The organism is Mycobacterium intermedium (genome assembly GCF_002086275.1).
Taxonomy (GTDB): domain Bacteria; phylum Actinomycetota; class Actinomycetes; order Mycobacteriales; family Mycobacteriaceae; genus Mycobacterium; species Mycobacterium intermedium.
Genome location: NZ_MVHT01000128.1, coordinates 1 through 13,121, shown reverse-complemented (window position 1 = coordinate 13,121; position 13,121 = coordinate 1). Strand labels below are relative to the sequence as shown.

Below are 13,121 nucleotides of genomic sequence, written 5' to 3'. Positions count from 1 at the left end.
CGGCCCGGGCATGTCGTCTTCCAACAGTCGGACGCTGATCGTGCGCTGGACGCCGCTCACATCCACCTTGGCCAAATAATTTGCCGGATCGGTGATCTCGACGATCCGACCCGGAATCCCCAGACACATGCCAACTCCTCCTTGTCAGCTGAGCTCAACAGATTCGCGGCAACGGATCGCCGACGAGCATGTCGACGATCCGAGTGCCGCCGAATCCGGTACGCAGCACTACGCTTTGCGCAGGCTCGGTGACGATCTCGCCCACTTCGGCCGCATCGGTGCCCAACGGATGCGACCGCAGCGCAGCCAGGCCGGCCTGCGCCTCCTCCGGTGCGACGACGGCGACGAACTTGCCCTCGTTGGCGACATAGAGCGGATCGATGCCGAGCAACTCGCACGCGCCGTTGACCGTGGGACGCACCGGCAGTCGCTCCTCGTGCAGCAGCACCCCAAGACCGCAGGCCTGCGCCAATTCGTTGCACACGGTGCCCACGCCGCCCCGCGTCGCGTCGCGTAACCAACGGGTCGACGGCGCCGCAGCCAGGAGCAGTTCCACCAGAGGGCTCACCGAGGCGGTGTCGGAACTGATGTCGGCCTCGATCGCCAGGTCGCCCCGGGCGAGCATGACGGCCATGCCGTGATCGCCCATCGATCCCGACAGCAGCACCTTGTCGCCGCTGCGCACCGACTCCGCCGAAAGCTGTCGGCCCGCCGGAATCACCCCGGTTCCCGTGGTGGTGATGAACATGCCGTCGGCCGCACCCCTGGGCACCACTTTGGTGTCGCCGGTGACGATCTGCACGCCGGAGTTGGCGGCCGCGGCGGCCATATCGGCGACGATCTCCTTCAACTCCGCGATCGGGAAACCCTCCTCGAGCACGAACGCCGCCGAGATCCAGGTCGGCACGGCACCGGCCATCGCCACGTCGTTGCACGTTCCGTGCACGGCGAGTTCACCGATCGACCCGCCGGGAAACCGTCTGGGCTGCACCACGAAAGAGTCGGTGGACAGGACGAGCCGCTCGCCACTGGGCAGGGTGAGGACGGCGCCGTCACCGAGCGATTCCAACAGCGGGTTGCCGAACGCTTCCAGGAAGACCGCGTCGATCAGTGCCGCGGAAGCCTTTCCGCCCGCGCCGTGCGCCAGGGTCACCTGGTCGTCCAGCAGCCGCGGGCGACGTCGGCGGAACGACTCGATGCGCTCGATGACCTGGCTCTCGGCGAACCGCGGCCCCGACGAAAGGTATTCGCCAGCTGAAGCATTCATGCGGCCCCCAGGTCCTGGTTCTTGATGTGTTCGTGGGTTGCCAGCCACAGCTGATAGCCCAGCAACGCCTGTGCCTCTTGGATCCGGTGGACGCTTTGCGAGCGAACGATGAAGCAGGCGTCCACGTTTGGGCTGTCGGCGAATGCGCCGCCGTCATATCCGGCGAATCCGACGGTGTACAGGCCGCGCTGGCGCGCCTCGGCCAGCGCCGCCAGCAGGTTCGGCGAGTTGCCACTGGTCGACATGGCGACCGCGATGTCGCCGGCCCGGCCACGAGCAATCAGCTGGCGGGCGAACACCAACTCGAATCCGACGTCATTGCCCAACGCGGTGATGATCGCCTGGTCGGCGGTCAACGACCACGCGGGCAGCGGGCTGCCGATCGGCGGTCGGGCGAACAGCCGCGCCAGCGTGGTGCAATCGGTGCAACTGCCGCCGTTTCCGAAGGTGAACATCCGCCCGCCCGCCAAGAACCGGCGGGCCAGTTCGGCCGCAGCCTGGTTCAGCAGATCCGCGTTGGCTTCGAGCGTGGTGCGCCGCAGCGCCGCACTTTCGGCGGCCTTTGCCTGCGCGGATGCGGCCAGGTCGGCGAGCAGCGATTCCGGATCGTCTTCCTTTGCATCGATAAACGGATACAGGAAGTTGGTGGGCTCGTTCTCGGGCGTCATCACGCATCCTCCACGTCCACGCGGCTTATCGCCGTTCCCGCATGCACCAGCACCAGATCACCGGGGGCGACCGGATCGACCAGCGTCGTCACCACCTCCGTAACGCCCTGTGCGGTGCGCACTTTGGCCAGCCCCTCCGTCGAGACCGTCACCACCTCCCCGAGGCGGCCTTCGTCGCTGCACGTGACACATGTCTCGTCGGCGCATTCGGAGCCGTTCTGCAGCAACCCGGGGTGCTCAAAGCACACGTGGGTCAACTCCCACAACACGTGGTAGAAGAGCACGAAGCCGCCCGTTGCGGGCACCCGTGGGTCGGGGTCGTCGAGCCACAGCACGTGGTCGGCCGCGCCGGCCGGCGGTTGCTGACCGCTGCCGATCCAGATCGTCGCCGCGCCCCATGCCGGGCTACGGTGCATCACCGACCGCACGTCGGGGTGGCCCGCATCCGAGACCGCCACCACGATGTCGCCGGGCCCTACCGAAAGCCGCACCAGATCGACCAATTCGGGCCCGGTCAGCGCCACCGCCGGCAGTGCGCGCTTACCCATGATCACCGGGTGCACGAACTCGACGGCGATATGCATGGCATGCGGCTCCCACGACGGCGCGATCGACCACATGGTCGCGCCGGCGGCGAACCGCCTGGCCAGCATGAGCGCCGCGCCGGCCAGATCCGCGGCGAGTTCCGGACTGAGACCGCGATCAACCGCGGTGATTGTGTTCATGTATCAGCCTCTTCCAATGCGGTAAGCACCGAGATCGCGGCCTGTCCCAACGCCAACCCGCCGTCGTTGGGGGGCACGATCTGGTGGGTCAGGATGTCGAATCCTTTTCGGCGCAGCAGATTACGACAGGAGCGCAACAGCAGGACGTTCTGAAAGACGCCGCCGGTGAGGCCGACCAGTCGCACGCCATTGGCCACCTGGTCGACCACCCTGGCCACCGCGACCGCCACCGCCTCATGAAAAGCCGCTGCCAGCAACGCCGTTGGCGTCCCCGCCCGCAGCGCCGACACCATCGCCTGCACCATGGGCCGCGGATCGATCACTCCGTCGGCACCCACCGCAAGCGGCAGCGACGGTCCGGGAGCATCGCCGGCGGAATAGGCCAGCGCCTCGAGTTCGATGGCGGCTTGGCCTTCGTAGTCAACGCGGTGGCGCACGCCCAACAGTGCGGAAACCGCGTCGAACAACCGGCCCATGCTCGAGCACGGCACGCAGCCGACGCCGCTGTGCAATTGCGAACGAATGATCCGTAATTCGTCTGGATTGGCCGCGGCCACAGGGGCCAGATCCGCGGTCCAGTCGATGCCGGCGGCATGCAGTTGCGACAGCGCCATCCGCCACGGGTTGCGTACCGCGGCGTCGCCGCCGGGTAGCGGCACCGGCAGCAGGTGTCCGACGCGGGCGAATCGATGGCTGTCGCGCCCGAGCGCGAGGATCTCACCGCCCCAGATCGTCTCGTCGCTGCCGTACCCCGTGCCGTCGAAGGAGACCCCGATGATGGGTTCGCCAAGGCGTCCGTGCTCGGCCAACAGCGAAACCACATGCGCGTGATGGTGCTGGGCGAGATCCAGCGGCCGGTCGTCCGCGTGGCGCTCGGCCCAGCCGCGGGTGTGGTACCCGGGATGCAGGTCGGCGGCCAATCGCGCGGGCGTGCCGCGTATCTCGCTGAGCTGACCCACCGCACGCTCGAACGCGCGCAGCGTCTCCCAAGTACCCATGTCTCCGATGTGGCCGGACAGGTAGGCGCGCGGCCCGTCGGTGAGGCAGAAGGTGTTTTTCAGTTCGCCGCCAACGGCCAACACCGCGGGACCCGTGCGTCCGAGTTCCAGGGGTAACGGTGCAAAGCCGCGAGACCGGCGAATCGGCAACTCCCGGTTTTCGTCGCCATCCCTGACGACGCGCACCACCGAGTCGTCACAGGGCACGTGGATGGGACGGTTGTGGTCGAGTACGGCGTCGCACAACGGTGGCAGCCGTTGCGCGACATCCTCTTCGGTGAAGCAGATGGGCTCGTCCGAGCGGTTGGCGCTGGTCATCACCAGGGCATCCGGCACTGGAGCGCTCGCGCCAGGCACCGGAGCCAACAGCAGGTGATGGATGGGGGAGTAGGGCAACATCAGCCCGACCAGTGGGCTACCGGGCGCCACGGCCTCGGCCAATGGTGCCACCCGGTTGTCGGTGCGGCGCCGTAACAAAACGATCGGCCGCGCAGGACTCGACAACACCGCCGCCTCGGCGTCATCGATGTCGGCGTAGCGGCGTGCGACGTCGAGGTCGCGGACGAGAACGGCGAACGGCTTGGCGCCACGGGCCTTTCGTGACCGCAGTTTGCCCACCACCGCCTCGTCGTCGACGACGCAGGCCAGGTGGTAGCCGCCGATTCCCTTGACGGCGACCACCGCACCGGCCCCCAAGGCCTGCTGGGACGCCGCCAGCGCGGCATCGGATCCGTTGGTTTGCCCGCCGCCGCAGCGGAACCACAGCGAGGGTCCGCAATCCGGGCAGGCTATCGGCTGCGCGTGGAACCGGCGATTCGAGGGGTCGTGGTATTCGGCGGCGCACCGATCACACATGTCGAACGCCGACATGGTGGTGCCCGGACGGTCGTACGGCAGGCTTTGGATGATGGTGAACCGCGGCCCGCAGTTGGTGCACGTCACGAACGGGTGCCGGTAGCGGCGATCGCGCGGATCGAACAACTCAGTAACACAATCGGCGCACACCGCCACGTCGGGCGGAATCGGGGTCGTTCCGCTGGTGGCGTGCTGGCTTGCCACGATCCGGAACCCGCGGCCCGCGCGGTTGGCCTCGAGCGCGATCTCGGTCACGGCAACGTTGCCGATCCGCGCCAGCGGCGGGGCTTCGGCGCGGAGCCGTCGAGAAAACTCCTCCACCCGGGCGTGGTCGCCCTGCACCTCGAGGAACACTGCGCCGGAATCGTTTCCGACGAACCCGGACAGGCCGAGTTCGCTGGCGATGCGGTGCACAAACGGGCGGAACCCGACTCCCTGCACGACGCCGGTCACGGTGAGTCGTCGCCGAACCTCGTCGGATTTCACCACCGCCGGCGCTGCGGTCATCTCACCCGCCGCCCTCGTCAACATCGGGGCCACGGCCCATCAACTGAAGACCGGCCATTGCCTGCTCGGCACCCGAGCGGTCGGTTTTCTCCACGACGAAACCCATGTGGATGATCACCCAGTCGCCCGGACGGAAGGTTTCGTCCGGCAGCATGCCGACGTTGACCTTGCGCTGTTCACCGGTGACGTCGACCAGCGCGAGTTGTCCTTCGTAACCGTCCAGCATCCTGATCACCCGACCGGGGATACCGAGGCACATGATTCAGCGCCTCCCGTGGGCGGAGGCAGGCGCCGGCGCGGGGATCTGAAGGGCCGCAACGATCTCCTCGACCGCCCGCACTGCCCGCGGAACGGCCTCGGCGACCGGTTCGCTGAGGCCGATGCCTTCCTCGATGTTGCCCACCTCGCAGCCGACGACCACGGTGTAGGGCGGACTACCGCCTAGTGCCCGCAGGCTGCCGAACACCACCGCGGGGTCCATGCTGTGTGCGTCCAGACCCGTCGTGCTGGACCATGTTGCGTCATCGGCGTCGAAGTCCGCCTGGAAGATGTGCAGCGCTCCGGGCTGACCGCGGCTGGGCACGGCATCGACCAGCACCAGGGCGTCCCAACCATCCATGAGGTCATAGGCCAGATGCATGCCCCGGATGCCGTAGTCGGTGATACGCACACCGTCATCCGGCGGGATATCCACTCGCTGAACCACTTCCGAGCCGAACCCGTCGTCACCCAAAAATATGTTGCCTATCCCGGCTACCAGAATGCGTCCTGCCATGGTGCTGCAGCAGTAACTACATGCGCCGGAGCTTGAGGTAGCGGCGGGCGTCCGGGAGTGACATCAGTCCCAGCACCAACGCGACCCCGACCGCGACCGTGAGGATCGCAATGAATACCCAACCCAAGACTTCCATTTCGGACTCCTTACTCGATGGTTGTTGGCGATGTTTTCAGCGGTTCGACCTCGTCCGGGGAGAAGTACAGGTAGCGGCCGTACCAGTCGTGCAGATCGGCCGCCGGGTCGTCATCGAGGACCACCGCGACATGCTTGTTACCCTCGACGTCCTCGTGCACGGATGTGACGCGCGCGGTCTTGCCCGCAACGAAAATGTCTTGCGCGTCGGCGTTCCGCCTGGGTCGCAGCCGCACCTGGCTGCCGCGGGCGACCCGAACGCCGTTCACCAGTACGGCGTCGATTTCGGGACGGACCGCGTTGTCGGCCAACGGATCCCACCAGTCGACACCTTCCGGGATCTCCGGGACCAAGCCAGCCGAAAGCGCGTGTGGATCACGCAGCACACCGTGCAGGCGGGCCATCGCATCGGGCGACATTGCGTCGCACTCGTCGATGATCCGAGCGGCCCGCGGATCGGTGGCCCGCGCCTGCTCCTTCTCCTCCTCGGTCATCGTCATCACGCGCAATGTCAGGATCTCGTCGATCTCCGTGCAGTCGTACAGCGCGGTGCTGCTCTGTTGAGCGACCTCGGGGTGGTCGTAGAGGATGATCGGCGAAATCAGCAGCATGTCGTCGGTGCCGGGCGGGCCGGCCAGGACAGGGAAACAGCGGTGCTGGCGGCACCGGGCAACCGCGTCGACCGCGCGCGGTGGCGGATCCAGCAATGAGACGAACCGGCCGCCGACGACTTCGGCGATGACATGGCAGCCGATCATGGACCGCGCGATCGCGTCATCCTTGTCGGCCGCGGCGGAGCCGACGTTGCGGACTTGCATCGAGATGCGACGCAGCTGTTGCTGGGAGTCTTCGTGGGACTCACTGAATACGCTGATTTCGCCTCGTATTTCGCGTCGCTCGCGCACCAATCGGCCGCCCTCGACGGGTTCTGTTTCGGTGCCTGCTGGGACGACAACCGGCAGGGCCGCTGGTGGGCCGTCCACGACCAGAGGTCCGAACGACATTTCGCATTCCACTGCTTCGTCCCAGGTCAGCCAGGATCCGGACGGGGTGCTCAGCTCCCCGACGGGTTGGAAATCGCCCCCGGGCAACTCGCGTTCGGCGCGGCGGCGTTGCAACTGCAGGAACCGCACCACGATGGTGACGGCCTGGCTGCCGTCGACGAGGAACTGCGCAGCCAGCGCGTCGTCCTCACCGAGGCCGGCCATTGCCGCCCCGGGTGGCCCCAAAACACCGAACTGCCAACGGGATCGGTTCTTGCTCGAGGTTCCTCGGTAGGGGTACAGCAGGTAACCCTCGTACAACACCGCGTCAGCGACGGCTCTGGCCCGGTCCCAGCTCGAGGTCATCAGAACGCCTCCCGCTCTGATGCCTCGGCCAGTAACGCGGTGACCGCTTGGTCGAGGTCGAGCATTCCCCGGGCCGACTTGAAGTCCGCCAGGGCGGTGACCGTTTCGTGGCTCAGGCGCACCCATCCGGAATTCGGATAATGCAAAGCGATCAGTTCATGCCACACCGAAACCGGCATGTCGTACTGATCCTCGCAGTCCCAGGACACCTGCTGGACGGAGAAGCCACGTTCGGAATTGACGAAAATCGTTCCGCTGAAGAGGAATTGGAGGGGCAGTGTGCCGCCGCGCAGCGCGTGGAGGTACTTGGCGGCCGCGACTTCGAAGTCGTAGGTGCAGTCCAACGGCAGCGCCACCGTCGTGCTGCCGGTGAAGCCGGGAACCACCGCCGTGCAGTGTTGCCACAGGAAGGTCCGCTGAGTGCTCGCCCAGCGGTCACGGGAGCCGAACAAGTCGGTCAGCCCCGCGGCCTCCTCATCGGAATAGGGACGTCGCAGGGGTTCGATGCGGACCTGGCAGCGAAGGGCGAGCGCGTGCACTGATGCCTCCGCACCCGAGTCGCCGGTGGTGACGCCGACGTGGGCGGTGAGCACCGGGTTGACGGCGTAGGGTTCGGGCACCACGTCCAGCACGGTGAATTTCAGGTCGATCGGCTGGTCGGTCATCGCGCGGTCCCTGGCAGCGTCTGGTTAAGCACATCGCGGGCGCGCTCCGCGATCCGCGCGAAGAAGCCGTCGATGAACTCGCGCGCCTGCTGGCCGCCGTCGAACCCCCGCCACAGCATGCGCAACCGTCCGACGAACTCGTAGCAGGCGTCGATCGGTACGAGATAGCTTTGCGGTTGCGCGGTTTCGTCGTCTTCGGGAACCCGGACCAGCAGCGCCTCCACGTCGTCGGCCAACAATGTCACCCGTGCGTCGGCTTCGCTGATGGCGTTCCAAGCGTCCAGGTCCAGCTCGGATTCGCAAGCCCCGGCCGGGCCGGGATAGAAGCCGACCGTGCGTCCCAGTGCGGAATTGACGAAGAAGAACGCCACGCCGACCGGGATCTGCAGCGCTTCCCAGGCCCGCCGGTCCAGCGCGAAATCGGGGAAGGCCAGGTACCGGTCCGGCACCGCCCGGTAACGCAGCTCGGCGGCGGAATCGGTGAACAGCAGATAACAAGCGCGGCAGACGCACAACAATTGTCGGCCGGCGACATTCACCACGTGCTGATGCTCGTCGGGGATACCCTCGGAGCACATCTCACAACGCTCTCCGGCGGGCTCGGGGGGCCGCCTGGTGATTCGGGCCAGGGCGTCGTACGGACTCGACAGACCGGTCATGCCGGTGCTCCCAGCGCTTCGTCCCGCAGCGCCACCGACAACACGCCGTCGCGGGGGAGCAGGGGCAGCGGATCGAGGTGAACCCCGCCCGGGCCGACACCCGCGTGCGCGACGTCGAACTCGGTGCGACAGCGCGGGCAACGCAGCAGCGCATCCCGCAACTGCGCCCCGGCCAGCGAATCGTCGCAGACGGGACAGTGGTCGCGGTAGGCGAACGCGCGATCCGCGGCACGACACACCAACAACTCGCTCCCGGCGACCTGGAACCCCGCGACTTCGCCCGGGCGCAAGCTCTGCAACTCGGGTACCGGGTGCCACGTCGTGGCGCCGTTGCCATTCGAATGCAGATGCGCCATCAGCGACTCCGTCGGAATGATGCCGCTGGGTTGCGTCGTTGACACCACCTCGATGGCGGAGACCTCCGGTGCCGCGGCCCGCACCGCGTCTTCGACGGCCAGCTCCAGCGTCACCGCCGACGACGGGCAGCTCTTGCAGCTGCCGGTAAATGCCAGGCGCACAACGGAACCGCCGCAGCCGTCTTCGCTGACTTCGATCAGATCGACGTCGCCGCCGTGCGAACCCAGATAGGGGCGCACCCGGTCGAGCGCGTCTGAAACCCGCCGGTGCACGTCGTGCGGATGCAGCCCGTGGACAAGGAGCAGGCTGGCCACCAGGTCGTCGGTGGCCAGCCGCTCGGCTATCTCCGGGTCGTCACACAGGTCCAGGATGCGTTGCAGCCCGGCCCCGTAGAGCCCCATCACCTGCCTTACCAGTTGCTGGGCGCGTTCGTGCGCCGCCGCCCCTCCCGCGGCGCAGGCATCCATCAGGGTCTGGATCCGATCGCCCGCTGCACGCCACTGCGCATCGCTATGTGAGTTGTCCGGACGGGTTTCTGGGCGATCCGCCATTTGTCACTCCCCGACGGGCGACTGCGTCGGAGTGTGGAGTCTCTCCAGCGTCTTGCCCTTACCCAGGTACATGTGCACGCCGCAGGGCAGGCACGGATCGAAGCTGCGGACCGTGCGCATGACGTCGATGCCCTTGAAGTGCTCGCGGTCGTTCTCCTCGAAGATTGGCTGCCCCTGCACCGCGTCCTCGTAGGGTCCCGGTGTGCCGTAGCTGTCGCGCGGGTTGGCGTTCCAGGGCGTAGGCGGGTAGGGGTGGTAGTTGGCGATCTTGCCGTCCCGGATCACCAGGTGGTGGCTAAGTACGCCCCGGACCGCCTCGGTGAAGCCGCATCCGATGGCCTCGTCCGGCACCTCGAACTTCTCCCAGGTCTTGGTGCGCCCGGCGCGGATTTCTCCCAACGCCTTCTCGGCGAAGTGCAGCGCGCACGCCGCTGCGTAGGCCTGGAAGTAGGTGCGGGCCCGGTCGCGTTCGATCGTGTTGCTGCCGTGTTGGGGGATCTTCCACTCGAACTCGACGGGACCCTTCAGCGCCGTCTTGGGCAGGTTGATCTGGACGCTGTTGCCGGTCGCCTTGACGTAGCCGATGTCGACCAGACCTGCCAGCGCGGTCGCCCACAGCCGGGCCAGCGGGCCGCCGCCGGTGTCCAGCGCCAAGTGGTCCTTGCCGTCGAACCAGCGCGGCGACATCACCCAGCTGTACTTGCCGCCATCGAGGTCGCGCTTCTGCGGATGCGGGTTGGTGTGCTGGTTCCAGGGGTGGCGTCGGTCCACCGGGTTGCCCAGCGGATCCTGCTTGACGAACATCTCCTGGTCGGTCCAGTCGTCGTAATACGAACTGCCCAAAAGGATTCGGATGCCGAGGTTGATGTCGACCAGCGAGTGGGTGACCAGCTTGCCGTCCACCACCACGCCCGGGGTGACGAACATGGCGTTGCCCCAGCGCTCCATGTCCTTGTATTCGAAGTTGCACACCTCGGGATCCTGGAATGACCCCCAGCAGCCGAGCAGCGTGCGCCGCAGACCCACCTTCTCGTAACCCGGCAGGGCGTCATAGAAGAAGTCGAACAGGTCGTCGTGCATGGGGACGACCTTCTTCATGAACTCGACATAGCGCATCAGCCGGCTCATGTAGTCGGTCATCAGCTGGATGGTCGCGACGGTGCCGACCCCGCCCGGGTACAGCGTGGACGGGTGTACGTGGCGCCCCTCCATCAGGCAGAACATCTCCCGGGTCCATCGGCTGACCTGTAGCGCCTCCCGGTAGAACTCACCGCTGAACGGATTCAGTGAGCGCATGATGTCCGCGATGGTTCTGTAGCCGTGCGCGTCGGCGTGCGGAGCGGCGGTCTTCTCCGCCTGGGCAAGCACACTGGGGTTGGTCTCGGCGACCATCTTTTCGCAGAAGTCAACGCCCACCAGGTTTTCCTGGAAGATGTTGTGGTCGAACATGTATTCCGCCGCTTCGCCGAGGTTGACAATCCACTCGCCGAGGTGCGGCGGCCTGACACCGTAGGCCATGTTCTGCGCGTAGCAGGAACAGGTTGCGTGGTTGTCACCGCAGATGCCGCAGATGCGGCTGGTGATGAAGTGGGCGTCGCGGGGATCTTTGCCCTTCATGAAGATCGAGTAGCCCCGGAAGATCGACGAAGTGCTGTGGCACTCAACGACTTCGCGGTTCTCGAAATCAATCTTGGTGTAGATGCCCAGGCTGCCGACGATCCTGGTGATGGGGTCCCACGCCATCTCGACGAGCTGGCCCGGCTCCCGTTTGGAGGTGGTCGGATCGGGAACTATGGTTGTCATCGCAAATACTGCTCTCCGCCCTAGGGCTGTAAAGGAATACGAGCGAGCCGCCACCTACCAGGTGCGGCGGGCCCCGGTGGTCAGCTGGTCGCCCTTGTGGCGCCAGCGCGGTTCCTTGTCGACGGTGCGCCCGGTGATGCTACGCAGACTGCGGATCACGCCCCCGTACAGACCCGACGCGGCCGTGGAGACCTTGCCGCCCGGCGGCTCGTCCATGAACGGCATGAACTTGTCCGGGAAGCCGGGCATGGTGCATCCGATGCAGATGCCACCCACGTTGGGGCAGCCGCCGACACCGTTGATCCAGCCGCGCTTGGGCACGTTGCATTTCACAACCGGACCCCAGCAGCCAAGTTTGACAATGCATTTCGGTGAGCCGTACTCGGTAGCGAAGTCACCCTGCTCGTAGTAGCCGGCCCGGTCACACCCCTCGTGCACGGTGTGGCCGAACAACCACTTCGGCCGCAGCGCGTCGTCGAGCGGGATCATCGGTGCCTGCCCGGTGGCCATGTAGAGCAGGTAGGTCAGGGTCTCCGACAGGTTGTCGGGGTGGATCGGGCAACCCGGCACGCAGACGATCGGGATGCCGGCCTTGCTCTTCCAGTCCCAGCCGAGGTAGTCGGGCACTCCCATCGCCCCGGTCGGATTGCCGGCCATGGCGTGGATGCCACCGTAGGTGGCGCACGTCCCGACGGCGACGACCGCGGTGGCCTTGGGCGCCAGTCGGTCGAGCCATTCGCTGGTGGTCATCGGCTGGCCGGTGGCGGGGTCATTGCCGAACCCGCACCAGTACCCCTCATCCTTGATCTTCTCGTTGGGGATGGAGCCCTCGACGACGAGAACGAACGGTTCCAAGTCGCCGCGGTCCGCCTTGAAGAACCACTCAAGGAAGTCGTCGGCGCCGCCGGCGGGTCCGCATTCGAAATCGATCAGGGGCCAGTGGACGGCGACCTGCGGCAGGCCGGGCAGCGCACCTAGTGCGATCTCCTCGACGCTGGGCTGGGTGGCGGCAGTCAACGCCACTGAATCGCCATCACAACTTAGCCCCGCATTGATCCAGAGAACGTGGATCAACGTTTCTTCCGCTTTGACTGCTGCTTCTGTCGGCATGGTGCAGCTTTCCGGGGCGGGCTGAGGGCCCCTGACGCCGCCGGAGTCGACCGTCGGCCCACTTGCGCGGCGCTGAATCTGGGTCTACTCCCACCACGAGGCAATGTCAACGGTCAGCAAACGGCGGATGTATGACCGTAATTGGACAGCCGTTCGCTTTGTGGATATGGCCACGGAGACAGCGTAATTCGGCGACGACCCGCGGAATTTCCTAATGCGAACGGTTCGCAACTGTGCCGCAGATCTTAGCTTGGCTTATTGATAATCGGCTCGCGGATTCCGTTGTACTCGAATGCCTGTCGGCCGAAAATTGGCTGGGGTGTGAGTTTGCGGCGAAGATCTCCCTGAATCTACCGCCGATGGAATACGTTCAGGGTCAACGCCTTTCATGATACGTCGAGTGAGGTCACCAGAAACTCGTTCCCCCGTAGCACCTCGACGTCGGTGCTCTCGCAGTTGGGACACCAGATCGACCACGGCGAGACGATATCCGATTGTTCGCCGCAGCCACGGCATCGGACCGCGGCGGTGACGCATTCCAGTTCCAACTCGGCGTCCGGCATGTTCTCGGATTCGCGGACCAGGGTCCAGCAGAACGACAGCGACTCCGGAACCACCTGTCGGAGGGCGCCGACCCGCACCCGGACCACGTCAACGTGACGGCCGTCGGCGTGTGCCTTGACCACACCGGCGATCG

General features: G+C 66.3%; 14 protein-coding genes and 1 pseudogene. All 15 read right to left on the bottom strand.

The annotated features are described in order from the left end of the window. Positions 1-129, bottom strand: a 129-nt coding sequence (locus BST27_RS27945) for a HypC/HybG/HupF family hydrogenase formation chaperone (protein ID WP_139805417.1), incomplete at its 3' end; no start/stop codon positions are given. 25 nt (positions 130-154) lie between these two features. Then, positions 155-1,267 carry a hydrogenase expression/formation protein HypE gene (gene hypE / locus BST27_RS27940; RefSeq protein WP_079219729.1) on the bottom strand — a complete coding sequence of 371 codons (1,113 nt, stop codon included), beginning with the start codon at positions 1,265-1,267 and terminating at the stop codon, positions 155-157. Then, positions 1,264-1,935, bottom strand: a complete 672-nt coding sequence (locus BST27_RS27935; RefSeq protein ID WP_069418949.1) for a D-sedoheptulose-7-phosphate isomerase — start codon at positions 1,933-1,935, stop codon at positions 1,264-1,266. Before BST27_RS27935 ends, hypE begins: the two co-directional genes overlap by 4 nt. After that, positions 1,935-2,660, bottom strand: a complete 726-nt coding sequence (locus BST27_RS27930) for a HypC/HybG/HupF family hydrogenase formation chaperone (RefSeq protein ID WP_069418950.1) — start codon at positions 2,658-2,660, stop codon at positions 1,935-1,937. Before BST27_RS27930 ends, BST27_RS27935 begins: the two co-directional genes overlap by 1 nt. Beyond that, positions 2,657-5,020, bottom strand: a complete 2,364-nt coding sequence (hypF, locus tag BST27_RS27925) for a carbamoyltransferase HypF (protein ID WP_069418951.1) — start codon at positions 5,018-5,020, stop codon at positions 2,657-2,659. The genes BST27_RS27930 and hypF overlap by 4 nt, the downstream gene beginning before the upstream one ends. 1 nt (position 5,021) lies before the next feature. Continuing rightward, positions 5,022-5,279, bottom strand: a complete 258-nt coding sequence (locus BST27_RS27920; RefSeq protein ID WP_069418952.1) for a HypC/HybG/HupF family hydrogenase formation chaperone — start codon at positions 5,277-5,279, stop codon at positions 5,022-5,024. 3 nt (positions 5,280-5,282) lie between these two features. Continuing rightward, entirely contained in the window at positions 5,283-5,795 is a 513-nt protein-coding gene (locus BST27_RS27915; RefSeq protein WP_069418953.1) for a hydrogenase maturation protease, read from the bottom strand. A 16-nt stretch (positions 5,796-5,811) separates the two neighbouring features. After that, positions 5,812-5,931, bottom strand: coding sequence for a DUF6893 family small protein (locus BST27_RS35130; RefSeq protein WP_372515525.1), 120 nt, complete (start codon positions 5,929-5,931; stop codon positions 5,812-5,814). Further along, a pseudogene (locus BST27_RS27910) lies at positions 5,922-7,279 on the bottom strand (hypothetical protein); the annotation flags it as partial. The gene BST27_RS35130 and the pseudogene BST27_RS27910, both read right to left, overlap by 10 nt. Continuing rightward, entirely contained in the window at positions 7,279-7,944 is a 666-nt protein-coding gene (locus BST27_RS27905) for a DUF6084 family protein (protein WP_069418955.1), read from the bottom strand. The gene BST27_RS27905 and the pseudogene BST27_RS27910, both read right to left, overlap by 1 nt. Then, positions 7,941-8,603 carry a DUF5947 family protein gene (locus BST27_RS27900; RefSeq protein ID WP_372515526.1) on the bottom strand — a complete coding sequence of 221 codons (663 nt, stop codon included), beginning with the start codon at positions 8,601-8,603 and terminating at the stop codon, positions 7,941-7,943. Before BST27_RS27900 ends, BST27_RS27905 begins: the two co-directional genes overlap by 4 nt. Then, complete coding sequence (locus tag BST27_RS27895) at positions 8,600-9,511, bottom strand: NifU family protein (RefSeq protein ID WP_079219728.1); 912 nt, start codon at positions 9,509-9,511, stop codon at positions 8,600-8,602. The genes BST27_RS27900 and BST27_RS27895 overlap by 4 nt, the downstream gene beginning before the upstream one ends. A 3-nt stretch (positions 9,512-9,514) precedes the next feature. Beyond that, the gene (locus BST27_RS27890; protein ID WP_069417206.1) at positions 9,515-11,314 is read right to left on the bottom strand and encodes a nickel-dependent hydrogenase large subunit; all 1,800 of its coding nucleotides are present in this window, start codon (positions 11,312-11,314) and stop codon (positions 9,515-9,517) included. Positions 11,315-11,368: 54 nt separating this feature from the next. Beyond that, entirely contained in the window at positions 11,369-12,424 is a 1,056-nt protein-coding gene (locus tag BST27_RS27885) for an NADH-quinone oxidoreductase subunit B family protein (RefSeq protein ID WP_069417207.1), read from the bottom strand. 386 nt (positions 12,425-12,810) lie between these two features. Then, positions 12,811-13,119, bottom strand: coding sequence for a hydrogenase maturation nickel metallochaperone HypA (locus tag BST27_RS27880; RefSeq protein WP_083148726.1), 309 nt, complete (start codon positions 13,117-13,119; stop codon positions 12,811-12,813). Between the last annotated feature and the right edge of the window lie 2 nt (positions 13,120-13,121).